Origin of the sequence: Collimonas sp. OK307, assembly GCF_900113705.1 — a bacterium.
In the GTDB taxonomy this organism is placed as follows: Bacteria; Pseudomonadota; Gammaproteobacteria; order Burkholderiales; family Burkholderiaceae_D; genus Collimonas.
Map to the genome: position 1 here is coordinate 35,234 of NZ_FOQI01000013.1, position 12,110 is coordinate 47,343.

At 58.2% G+C, this 12,110-nt stretch carries 10 protein-coding genes and 1 riboswitch; of the genes, 5 read left to right on the top strand and 5 right to left on the bottom strand.

The features are described from left to right. Window positions 1-34 precede the first annotated feature (34 nt). The 5 genes from BM205_RS16685 to BM205_RS16705 form a co-directional block, all read right to left on the bottom strand. A complete protein-coding gene (locus tag BM205_RS16685) occupies window positions 35-814 on the bottom strand; it encodes an ABC transporter ATP-binding protein (RefSeq protein WP_092416000.1) in 780 nt (259 codons plus the stop codon). A 10-nt stretch (window positions 815-824) separates the two neighbouring features. Then, entirely contained in the window at window positions 825-1,811 is a 987-nt protein-coding gene (locus tag BM205_RS16690; RefSeq protein ID WP_254783925.1) for a FecCD family ABC transporter permease, read from the bottom strand. Between the two features lie 40 nt (window positions 1,812-1,851). After that, the gene (locus tag BM205_RS16695; protein ID WP_092416001.1) at window positions 1,852-3,729 is read right to left on the bottom strand and encodes a TonB-dependent receptor plug domain-containing protein; all 1,878 of its coding nucleotides are present in this window, start codon (window positions 3,727-3,729) and stop codon (window positions 1,852-1,854) included. Window positions 3,730-3,813: 84 nt separating this feature from the next. Beyond that, window positions 3,814-4,088, bottom strand: a riboswitch (cobalamin riboswitch). Window positions 4,089-4,360: 272 nt separating this feature from the next. After that, window positions 4,361-5,533: an HPP family protein gene (locus tag BM205_RS16700; protein WP_092416002.1), complete on the bottom strand. Its 1,173-nt coding sequence runs from the start codon at window positions 5,531-5,533 to the stop codon at window positions 4,361-4,363. A gap of 37 nt (window positions 5,534-5,570) precedes the next feature. Beyond that, on the bottom strand, window positions 5,571-6,683 hold the full coding sequence (locus tag BM205_RS16705; RefSeq protein ID WP_254783933.1) for an ABC transporter substrate-binding protein: 1,113 nt from the start codon (window positions 6,681-6,683) through the stop codon (window positions 5,571-5,573). A 366-nt stretch (window positions 6,684-7,049) separates the two neighbouring features. Between BM205_RS16705 and BM205_RS16715 the strand changes: the two genes are divergently transcribed. The 5 genes from BM205_RS16715 to BM205_RS16735 are packed head-to-tail and all read left to right on the top strand — an operon-like array spanning window position 7,050 to window position 12,057. After that, on the top strand, window positions 7,050-7,814 hold the full coding sequence (locus tag BM205_RS16715; protein ID WP_254783926.1) for a FadR/GntR family transcriptional regulator: 765 nt from the start codon (window positions 7,050-7,052) through the stop codon (window positions 7,812-7,814). A gap of 13 nt (window positions 7,815-7,827) precedes the next feature. Next, window positions 7,828-8,721: an L-threonate dehydrogenase gene (gene ltnD, locus BM205_RS16720; protein ID WP_092416005.1), complete on the top strand. Its 894-nt coding sequence runs from the start codon at window positions 7,828-7,830 to the stop codon at window positions 8,719-8,721. A gap of 3 nt (window positions 8,722-8,724) precedes the next feature. After that, entirely contained in the window at window positions 8,725-10,032 is a 1,308-nt protein-coding gene (gene otnK, locus BM205_RS16725; protein ID WP_092416006.1) for a 3-oxo-tetronate kinase, read from the top strand. Continuing rightward, a complete protein-coding gene (locus BM205_RS16730; RefSeq protein WP_092416007.1) occupies window positions 10,029-10,682 on the top strand; it encodes a 3-oxo-tetronate 4-phosphate decarboxylase in 654 nt (217 codons plus the stop codon). Before otnK ends, BM205_RS16730 begins: the two co-directional genes overlap by 4 nt. A gap of 52 nt (window positions 10,683-10,734) precedes the next feature. Further along, on the top strand, window positions 10,735-12,057 hold the full coding sequence (locus BM205_RS16735) for an MFS transporter (RefSeq protein ID WP_254783927.1): 1,323 nt from the start codon (window positions 10,735-10,737) through the stop codon (window positions 12,055-12,057). The last annotated feature ends 53 nt before the right edge of the window (window positions 12,058-12,110 follow it).

Here is a 12,110-nt window from a genome sequence, read left to right on the forward strand (position 1 = left end):
TGGCCGCCCCTCTGCCCTTTGATAAAGAAAACCCTCAGGACACTCCAGCAATCGGCATGAACAAGCGCCGAGAACCGTTTTCCACCACTTCAAACGGGCACGAAAATGCGGCCTGCAAAATCTCAGGCTGCAGCACGCTATCCGTACTGCCCTGCCACACCTGGCCATCCCCCAGCAACAGCACATGGCTGGCATAACGCTCCACCAGATTGATATCGTGACAGGCGGCGACCACTGCCTTTTGCGGTGGCAGGTGGCGCAATAACTCCATCACGACGATTTGCGCCGCGGCGTCCTGATGGGCGGTAGGTTCATCCAGCATGAATAACAACGGGTCTTGCGTCAGCAAGGTAGCCAACGCCACCCGTTGCCGCTCGCCACCCGACAGGTGCATCACGTCGTGGGCACTGAAGGCAGCCATCCTGACCTGCTCCAACGCCCGCATTGCCAGCGCCCGGTCTTCTTCCATATCCCAACCAAAACCGAATTGATACGGATGGCGTCCAGCGATCACCGCCGCCAGCACGCTGCTGGAAAACGCATCGGCCTGCTGCTGCGCCAGCAATCCGCGCAAACGCGCCAGTTGCTGTGCCGAAGCAGATTGGATATCCTCGCCCTGAATCAGCACACGGCCGCCAGCCGGTCGGTTCAATCCGGCCAGCGTATGTAGTAAAGTGGTTTTCCCGATGCCGTTACGACCGAGCACACACCAGAACTGACCCGGCGCGACTTGCCAGTCAAGCCGGCTGCACAGGACTTTGTGGCCGACACTGACGCTCAATTGTTCTGTGCTCAATAATTTTTCAGCGTTCATGGCCGGTTCCTCAAGCCTTGCTGCGCGATAGCAGCCACAGGAATACCGGCACGCCGACCAGAGCCGTAATCACGCCAACCGGCAACTGGGTCGGCGCCACTACGGTGCGCGCCACCAGATCCGCCAGCACCAGCGCAGCACCGCCGACCAGCGCACTGGCAGGCAGCAAGATTCGCTGGTCATTACCGACCAGCAGGCGTATCGCATGCGGCACCACCAGACCGATAAAACCAATCGTGCCGGCCACTGTAACCGCTGCTGCAGTGGCCAGTGAAGCCGCACACAAAGTCAGCAGCCGCAAACGCAGCACCGGCACCCCGAGCAACTGCGCAAAACCTTCACCCCGCGCCAACAGATTCAACTGTCGGGCGTTCAATACGCTCCATACCAGGATCAACAGCAGTAGCACAGCCGCCGGCAATAGCAGGCGAGCGTCTTCCAGATCGCCCATCAACCAGAACAGCATGCCGCGCAACTGGCCATCAGGCGCCAGAGTCAGCACCAGCGTCACGATCGCACCAAAGCCGGCGGCGATCATCACACCGGTCAATATCAGGCGATGACCGCTATGCTGGGCAACACCGGGCAGACGCCGCAGAGCCTGCTGCGCCAGTCCGAACAACAGCAATACCGCCAGCCCGGCGCCGAGCGCCGCGCCCAATGCAGCGGCAACATCACCCATGAAACCGAAGTGGCTAGCGATTAATAAAGCGGATAAAGCGCCGGCAGCGGAGCCGCCGGACAAACCCAGCACATAAGGATCGGCCAGGGGATTGCGCAACAATACCTGCATCAAGGCCCCCGCCAACGCCAGCAAGCCGCCAACCACGAATGCGGTCAACGCACGTGGTAAGCGCAAGGAAAGATAAATCTGATCGGCTGCCAGGCCACAACCACTGCTGCCACAAGACACCGCGAGCGCCAGCGCCAATGCTGCGAATAACGCTAAGCAGCACAAGATGGCGATGGCACGGCGCAGAGTGGTGAGGCTAGTCAATGGTGTGGGCGATTCGTTGGTTGGTCGGCCGATTAGCCGCTTATTGCTGCCAATTTACACCAACAAATACTCCGCGTGATGGCTGGTTATAACCATAAGCGGTTTGATAGTCACGATTGAACAGATTATCGATACGGCCAAACAACGATATTTCCTTGTTCAACTGATAGCGCGCATTGGCGTTGGTCAGCCAATAGGGAGCCAGTGTTGGATTGCCGGGAATATCGGTACGGCTGTCGGTGTATTGGACATCGGTGCCGATGCGCCAGGCGCCGAAGCTTTTGGCAGCACCGAGCGAACCCAGGGTTTTAGCGCGACGTACCAAGGTTTTATCGGTCGATTCGTCCTTCGGATCCTGCAAAGTCAAACTGGCGCGCCAGTCGATATCCAACAAGGTGGTGCTGGCGCTCAACTCCAGGCCCTGGTTCTTGGCCCGCGCAATATTGATGGTTTGAAAGGTAACCGGATCGTAGCCGAACTGGTCGCGCGTACGGGTATCGAACAGCGTAGCGCGTAACAAGGTAGCGCCGGCTGCGTACTGTACGCCCAGCTCGTAGGATTTCGAACGTTCCGCTTTCAGATTGACGTTGCCGTACAACGGGTCGAACAATTGTACCGGCGTCGGCGCATTGAACGCAGTCGACGCATTGGCGATCAGCTTGACGCTGTCGGTCAGCGCATAGCCATAACCGAGGTAACCGGTATTGTCAGAACCCGAACCGCCGACATCGTCGTGCCGCACATTCAGTTGCAACTGATGCGCGCCGATCTTGCCGTTTACCCCGGCGTACACGCTGGAAGTAGAACGCGAGAAGCTATTGCTGCTGTTGCCATAGCTGCTGCTGGAGTTGACCTCGGCTTTTTCACGGCCGGCGTCAACACCGGCATTCGCCACCCACTGTGGCGCCAAACGCAACTCGTTGGCCCATTGCAGCAGGTTTTGCGTGCTCTTGTAGCCGTTGCTGCTGTTGCCGAAGATGCTCAGGTCGTCCAGGTTGTCGCGGTTGATGTTTTGCGACAATGTCAGGGTTGAGGTCCAGTCCTGGGTAAAGCTGTTTTTCGAGAATACCGCAATCGACTGGCTCTTCGAATGGCCGTTGTTCCGATCGGTCGGCGTGCCATACGCATCGTCGAAAGTGTACTTGGAATCGTTGGCGTACACGCGAGCACCGATCGCATTGCCCTTGCGCCATTCCTGCGATACCGAACCCGAGACGCTGGTATTGCCGTCGCCATTGCGGTCCGGATTGACGTTCGGACTCTGCAATGGATTCTGCGCCGAGAATCCATCCGTCTTGAAGCGTGTCAACGACAGCGCGTAGCTGGTATCGCCGCTCTTGCCGTTGACGCCGACATTACCCTGGTAAGTGCCGCGCGAGCCCGCCTCGACCGAAGCGTTGAACGCCGGTGCGCCAGTGCCGCGTTTGGTGAAAATCTGCACTACCCCGCCGATGGCGCCGGAACCGTAGATGGCCGAGACGTTGCCGCGCACGATTTCGATATGGTCGATCTGGTTCGGCAAGATATTCTCAAGCGCCGGCAACCCGAACGAAGCCTGACGCCGGAGCGGCACGCCGTCGATCATGATCAGGGTTTCCGAGGGATTCGCGCCGCGCATGAACAAGGAAGCCTGTTGGCCGGGGCCGCCGACGCGGGTGATCTGGATGCCGGCTTCGCGTTCCAGCAATGCCGGCAGATCCGGTGCCTGCGAATTGCGGATGTCTTCGGCGCTGATCACCGTAGTGTGCGGCAACGCATCGGTTTGCGGTTGCGCGATACGGGCAGCGGTGACTACCACTGGCACCAGAGGCTGGTCCTGCGTAGTTTGCGCCGATACAGCAGCAGTTGAGAGGATAGCTGAAGCAAGCGCGAGCGGCTTCAAGGTCGCGCCGCAGCGGCGTGATAAAGATAATGTCATGATTGGATACGATAAGAGTCCCCGGCCTGCTTCCCCGCAAGCCCGGTTACAACAGTAGTAGCGAACAAACACGGTGTGCTTATTCCTTACTCCCCCTGATCTGGCCGGTATCCGGGCTAACAAGTCGGAGCGTATGACCTTCCCATGTCAAGCTCAAACAAAAGCTGAAACACAGTGGTAGAAGATACGCCCTGTCGCCATGCCAAAATCAAAGTATGAATTCAACCGGCGACGCTTGTTTTACCGTTGCGGGGGCAGCACACGTTGGCCGGCACTCTTGTAGAGTCGCCTGGCGCCGTGTTTCCCGTTTAACTGCGGACATGGACATGTCCGCGTGCACCAAAACCCCGCCATTGTACGGCCCACGCCGGTTTGCAGCAATTGCCGCATGCGTTTAGGGCCTGTTAGCAGCTAATTTGGGAGTGCGAACGCGCGGCAGGCGTTGCGTGCCTAGGCGCAGCGACGCGCCGTAGCGGTACTACGGCAAGGAGTTGCAACAACGGCATGTAACGCCTGCAGCCGTTCCCGGAGGGTTCAAACCAAAACGTGCGCTGGCCGCGTTGCATGGCTTGCCACCACACGTTTTGGTTTGAACGCATCTCCCAAATTAGCTGCTAACAGGCCCTAGGCCTTACACTGTGGTTAAATTCGCATTCCCGCGGTACAAAGCGGCCACCATGTCGGACTGCGTCACCATGCCGACCAGGCGCCGCTGATCATCGACAATCGGGATGTGGTGGATACCGGAATCGGACAAAGGCTGCACCAGTTCCACGATATGCGCATCTTCCAGCGCGCTCTGCACCGTGGCGGTCATGATCTGACCGACTACTTCCGGCTTGTCGGAATGGGTATTGGTGGTGCGTCGGATGAACTGTTTGAGTTTATGGTCAAAACCGGTGTACACCTGCAAATTCACCTGACGCATGAAATCGGTCTGGGTGATGATGCCGATCAGGCGCCGCGCCGAATTAATCACCGGCAGCGCTTTGATGCGATGCTTCAATAGCAACGCCCATGCATCTTCCAGCGAAGTACCGTATTCAACGCTGACGACATCGCGCGACATGATGTCCGCACAGGTAATCGCCCCGAAACGGCGTTGGTAGGCGTGCAACTCCGTTTGCAGGATCAGGTCTTCCAGGTCATCCCGGCTGACATCGAGCACCTGATTGTATTGGTGCAATACATAATCCAGGTCTTCCTGCGTAAAACCGATGCGCCTGCCGCTGGGCTGGTCTTTGGTCTGATGCAATTTGCCGAGATCGGCATGCGCGACATGCGGATAGCGGCGGCGGGTAGCGTTATTGAACAACAGCGCTACCGCCAGCAGCAAAAAGGAATTCAACAACACCGGCGTCAGCACGAAATGAAAACCCTGGCTGGTCACCGCCGGGCCACCCAGCACGGCGGTCAGCGCCACTGCTCCGCTAGGCGGATGCAGGCAACGCAAGGCGAACATGGCGCCGATAGCAGCGGAAACCGCAATCGCCGGCGCAAACACAGGATCCGGAATCCAGCGCGCGCAGCTGACGCCAATCACGGCCGCCACCAGGTTGCCGCCGATGATCGACCACGGCTGTGCGAGCGGGCTGGCCGGTACGCCGAACAACAACACGGCAGAAGCACCCATCGGCGCAATCAGCAACGGCAACGGCGCACTCGAACCAAGCGCCCAGTGGCTCACCAGCCCTGTCAAAAAAATCCCTAACAAGGCGCCGCAGCAGGCACGCATGCGTTCGGTGGCGTTGACCATTACCGGTCCGGGGATAAAACCGCGCAACCACAACCGGAGCAAATTCATCTTCTTTACTTTCGATTTTATTATTGCCCGCGGCCTGTCAGCCGCCGTAAGCATAGGTAAATTTATTATTCACGATCCTGCCCATCACGCGTGAACGCTGGTCCAGACCGACGTGATCTTTAGGATTCATGTTGACCACTCCTTGCGGGATGGTCAGGTCATGCGTGTTTTCCAGTGCACTCCGCAGCGCTATGCGGAATTGCTTGCTGCCAGGCTGGGCTGACTTGAGCGCTTGCGGCACCGCATTGGCGATCAGCATGTAAGCGCCCCAGGCATCCGCGGCAAACTGGGTCACGGTGTCAACGCCATAGGCGGATTCATAGCGGCTGGTGAATGCCAGCGCGGTTTTCCTGACTAGATTCGATAACGGCAATTGTTTAGCCACCACCGCCGGCCCGGTCGGGAAGAAAGTACCCTCGACGTCCTTGCCGCCAACTTTCAGGAAATCCGCCGTGGCGATGCCGTGGGTCTGATAAATGCGGCCCTTGTAGCCGCGCTCGGCCAAGGTTTTTTGCGGCAATACCGCCGGCGTCGCAGAAGCGGCGATCAGTACCGCATCCGGTTGCGCCGACATGATCTTGAGCACCTGCCCGGTGACGCTGGTGTCGTTGCGGTTGTAGCGTTCGCTGGCGACGACCTTGATTTTCCTGAGTTCAGCCAATCGTGAAAATTCGCGCCACCAGCTATCCCCGTAAGCATCCGCAAAGCCGATGAACGCTACCGTCTTGATGCCATTGTCAGCCATGTGCTGGGTCAGGATGGTCGCCATATGCGAATCGTTTTGCGGCAACTTGAAGACCCAGGCGCGCCTGGCATCTTGCGGTTCGACGATAGAGGCCGATGCCGCCAGCGCCAGCAACGGCGTTTCTGCCTCGGACACCACGTCCAGCAGCGCCAGTGCGGCAGGTGTTGTATTCGGCCCCACAATCAGGTCGACTTTTTCTTCATTGATCAGCTTGCGCGCATTGCGCACCGCGTTGGTCGGATCGGAAGCGTCGTCCAGGATGATGTACTCGACCTTCTGCCCGGCGATCTCTTTCGGCCATAGCAGGATGGCATTTTTTGTCGACGCGCCAATCGCTGCCGCCGGCCCGGTTACCGCGATATCTACGCCTATCCGGATTTGCGCCAGGGCCGGGCCGCCGCACATGGAGAGAGCAACGGTGACCGGGAACAGATAACAGCGTGTAATTTTGTGCATCGAATATCAATCCTGTTGGTATGACATGGGGAGATTTCCACAAGGACAGGATTCTACTGGATTGTGACAAACAGCAAGCGGCAACGCGGCTCCGAGGTTACATCGCTCATGCGATTTTAACCATCAAGGCCGAGCCGTTCATTGACCCAGAGCAAGAACTGCATTTTTTGCATTACAGCAAGATAACTCGCGGAAAACCGGGCTGCCTTTGAAACAAATCTTGATTTTTCCAATAATTCATATGATGATATGGTCACATTATGATAAAAATATGCCGTTAAGTAGGCCTAATAAGAAAGCACTGGAAGAGACAAAATGTTCAATAAACTGAATGCCAATCGGACTTCCTTGAGCGATACCGTCGCCCAGGAATTGCTGAAAAAGATAGAAACCGGCGAATTCGGCCCAGGTGCAAAACTGCCCACAGAACCCGCCTTATCCGAGCAATTCGGCGTCAGCCGCACCGTGGTGCGTGAAGCAATTTCCCGTTTGAAGAATGAAGGCGCGGTCGAACCACGCCAGGGCAGCGGCGTCTACGTCAGCCAGCAAGGTCATTTGCGACCGTTGCGGATCCAGTTCGACCAGGCTTCGTCGGCCGATGCCGTATTGCAGATTGTCGAACTGCGGCGCGCCATCGACGCTGAAGTGGCGGCGCTGGCAGCTACCCGCCGCACTCCGCGTCAGCTGAAAGCCATCGAAAGCGCACTGAAAGGCATCGCCGCCGATGTCGATGCTGGCGGCGACGGCGTGCTGGCCGATGTCATGTTCCATCGCAGCATCGCCGAAGCCACCGGCAATCCATTCCTGCTGCAAACCTTGGCTTTCCTGAGCCAGTACCTGGAAGCCGCCACCGCCGTCACCCGCAGCAACGAAGCCAGGCGCGACGATTTTATGCGTCAGGTTTATGAAGAACACGCTGCTATCGCCGCTGCCATCGCCGCCGGCGACGCTCTCGCCGCGCGTAATGCGGCACAAAACCATATGTTCAATGCGGCGCGGCGTTTGTCGCAAGGCGCTGTCGTCGCCAAAACTTCGCAAAAAACTTCGCAGAAAACCAAGAGCACCGCAAAAATTAGCTAATCAGGATCAAACAATGACTATCAAAGTAGGTGTAATCGGCCTTGGCGCCATGGGCTTGGGCGTTGCCCGTTCTTTACTGCGGGCCGGCTTGCGCACGCATGCATGCGATGTTCGCCCGGAAGTTTTGCAACAGTTTGCCAGCGAAGGCGGCATCGCTTGCAACACCCCGGCCGAACTCGGCGCGCAATGTGAAGTGGTGATTACTGTGGTCGTCAACGCCGTACAAACCGAACAGGTGCTGTTCGGCGAACAAGGCGCTGCGCCTGCCATGCGTCCCGGCAGCCTGGTGATCGCCAGCGCTACCGTGGCGCCGGAATATGCTGTCAAGCTTGGTGAGCGCCTGGCGGCACAACAGCTGCTGTTTCTCGATGCACCGCTGTCGGGCGGCGCGGCGCGCGCGGCGTCCGGCGAAATGACCATGATGACTTCCGGCCCGGCCGCAGCGTACGCCAAGGGTGAAGCAGTGCTGGCGGCGATCGCCGGCAAGGTCTACCGGTTGGGCGAAGCGCACGGCATCGGTTCCAAGGTAAAAATCATCAACCAGTTGCTGGCCGGCGTGCATATCGCTGCCGCGGCGGAAGCGATGGCGTTGGGCTTGCGCGAAGGCGTGGATGCCGATTCGCTGTACGAAGTAATCACCAACAGCGCCGGTAATTCATGGATGTTTGAGAATCGTGTGCCGCATATCCTGAAAGCTGATTACACACCGCTGTCGGCAGTCGATATTTTCGTCAAGGATTTGGGCCTGGTGCTGGATACCGCACGTGCCAGCAAATTTCCACTTCCGCTGTCAGCTGCTGCGCACCAGATGTTCATGATGGCGTCCACTGCCGGCCATGGCGGCGAGGACGATTCCGCGGTGATCAAGATTTTCCCCGGAATCACATTACCGACGGCGCAGGAGTAACCCATGTCAGCACAACAGAACACCACAACGCGTCCCCTGCTCGGCTGCATCGCCGATGACTTTACCGGCGCTACCGACCTTGCCAACATGCTGGTGCGTGAAGGCATGCGTACGGTGCAAACCATTGGCGTGCCAAACAGCGCGCCGCAAGAAGTGGACGCCATCGTGGTAGCGCTAAAGTCGCGCACGGTTCCGGCCGCAGAAGCCGTCGCTGATTCTCTGACGGCACTAAGCTGGCTGCAGCAACAAGGTTGCCGTCAGTTCTTTTTCAAATACTGTTCTACTTTCGACTCTACCGCGCAAGGCAATATCGGCCCGGTTGCCGATGCGCTGCTGCAGGCTCTGGGCAGCGATTTCACGATCGCCTGCCCGGTGTTCCCGGAAACCGGACGCACCCTGTACCGCGGCCATCTGTTTATCCAAGACCAGTTGCTCAATGAATCGGGGATGCAAAACCATCCATTGACACCAATGACAGACCCGAACCTGGTGCGCGTGTTGCAACAGCAAACCGATTCCAAAGTTGGATTGATCGGTTACCCGACTGTGTCCCAAGGCGCCGACCAGATTCGCGCAGGATTTGATGTGCTACGCCAGCAAGGCGTGCGGATGGCGATTGTCGACGCCCTGGAAAACCAGGACCTGTACGCCATCGGCGCTGCCTGCGCCGACTTGCCGCTGGTCACCGGTGGCTCCGGCATTGCGCTTGGCCTGCCCGGCAATTTCGTGCGCGCAGGTTTGCTCAATCCGCAGCAAGGCGCAAAAGCCAGCGAGCTGCCAACGGTCGACGGCTTGTCGGTAGTCCTTGCCGGCAGCGCGTCAAAAGCCACCAATGCGCAGGTAAGCGCATGGATTGAAGCCAATCGCCCGGCGTTCCGCATCGATCCGCTGGCGCTAGCCGCTGGCGAACCGGTGGTAGCGCTAGCATTGGCTTTCGCCAAACAGCATCTGAATCAGCAGCCCGCATTGATCTACGCCACCACCACGCCGGAACAAGTGAAGCAGGTGCAAGCCAAGCTCGGCGTCGAGCGCGCCGGTTTGCTGATCGAGCAGGCGCTAGCCGACATCGCGGCGGCCTTGCTGGCCAGCGGCGTGCGGCGCTTTGTGATTGCCGGTGGCGAAACTTCCGGCGCCGTGGTCAAGGCGCTGGGTGTGCATGCCTTGCGCATCGGCGCCCAAATCGATCCGGGTGTGCCGACGACAGCGTCGATCGGCGCTATGCCATTGGCATTGGCGCTGAAATCGGGCAATTTCGGCAGTGTCGATTTCTTTGAAAAAGCGTTGCAGAAACTTGGGGAGACTCGCCTATGACCAGCACAACCACGCTCAAGGAACAGGCGCTGCGGGAAGAAATCTGCGAGATCGGCGCCAGCCTGTATCAACGTAATTACACGGTCGGTGCGGCGGGAAACATCAGCGCCCGCCTGGATGATGGCTGGCTGATCACACCGACCGACGCCTGCCTCGGCCGACTCGCGCCGGCGCAGATCGCCAAGGTCGACCTGAACGGCCAGTGGATCAGCGGCGGCAAGCCGTCGAAGACGCTGACCTTGCATCGCGCAGTCTACGACAACAATCCGCTGATGCAGGCCGTGGTGCATACCCATTCGACTAATCTGGTCGCGCTCACGCTAGCCGGCGTCTGGCGTGACAGTGCTGTGCTGCCGCCGATCACGCCGTATCAGGTGATGAAGGTCGGCCGCATTCCGCTGATCCCTTACTGCCGCCCCGGTGCTCCGCAGGTAGCGGAGCAAGTCAAATTGCTGGCAACCACCGTGCGTGGCGTATTGCTGGAACGGTTGGGGCCGGTGGTGTGGCATGAAAGTATTTCGCAAGCGGCATTCGCTCTGGAAGAGCTGGAAGAAACGGCACGTTTGTGGCTGATGTCGGGAAATAAACCGGAGCCGCTGAGTGCGGAGGCTCTGGATGAGTTGTATCGGGTATTTGGAGCGCGCTGGTAAGTTTCAATAAATAGAAACATCCGGATTTAAACATTAAACTGGTGGAGATAAGATGTCTGCAATAATCGAAAAAAAAGGCGCGCGGGCTAATGCTAGCCTGCCGGCTGAACAAGCCGAAAATCTGTACAAGAAAGTATTCTGGCGCTTTGTGCCATTCATCATGCTGTGTTACGTGGTGGCTTACCTGGACCGCGTCAACGTCGGCTTTGCCAAGCTGCAGATGTCGCAAGACCTGGGCTTCAGCGAAACCGTTTTCGGCCTCGGCGCCGGCATATTCTTCCTCGGCTATTTCCTGTTTGAGTTGCCTAGCAACCTGCTCATGAACAAGGTCGGCGCCAAGCTGTGGATCGCCCGCATCATGATTACCTGGGGCATCCTGTCGGCTTGCTTTGCCTGGGTCCAGACACCGACTCAATTCTATGTCCTGCGCTTCTTGCTGGGCCTGGCTGAAGCCGGCTTTTATCCCGGCATCATTCTCTACCTGACCTACTGGTTTCCTTCGCATCGGCGGGCCAAGGTGGTTGCTACTTTCATGGCAGCGATCCCGATCGCCGGTATTTTCGGCAATCCTTTGTCGGGCTGGATCATGCAAGACTTCCACGGCTCCAGCGGCTGGCACGGCTGGCAATGGATGTTCATGATCGAAGCGATTCCGGCGGTCCTGGTCGGCATCGCGGTATTTTTTGTGATGGACAACAACATTCGCAAGGCAAAGTGGCTGACTGAAACCGAGAAAGATTTCCTGGAAGCCGAAATCCGCGCCGACCAGAAAGACATGCACAGCCCGAAAACCACCGCAGCCGTATTCAAGGATATCCGTATCTGGCATATGTGCCTGATCTACTTTTGCATCGTCATGGGCCAATACGGCCTGACGTTCTGGTTGCCGACGCTGGTCAAGGCATCTGGCGTGGTCGGCGATCTGAAGATCGGCCTGATCAGTGCGATTCCTTTCCTGTGCGCGGTGTTCGCCATGATCCTGATCGGCCGACGCTCCGACCGCATGCGTGAGCGGCGCTGGCATCTGATCGTGCCGGCCTTGCTGGGCGCTGTAGGTTTCGTGGTATCCGCTCTTGCTGCTGACAATACCGTGATTGCAATTGCCTTCCTGTCGCTCGCAGCGATGGGCGTATTGACCTGCTCGCCATTGTTCTGGTCGCTGCCGACTGCCTTCTTGTCTGGTACTGGCGCAGCCGCCGGTATCGCGGTGATCAACTCGGTCGGCAACCTGGCCGGTTTCGTCAGCCCGTTCATGGTCGGCTGGCTGAAAGATACTACGCATAACAACCAGACCGGCATGTTCATGCTGGCTGGGATGCTGGTGATAGGCGCGATTGCGATTTTAAAAACGCCGCCCAAGATGGTCAATCGTTAAGATTGCTGTTCATCGTAGGATGGGCACGTGTTGCCCACCCTGCGCATTATTTT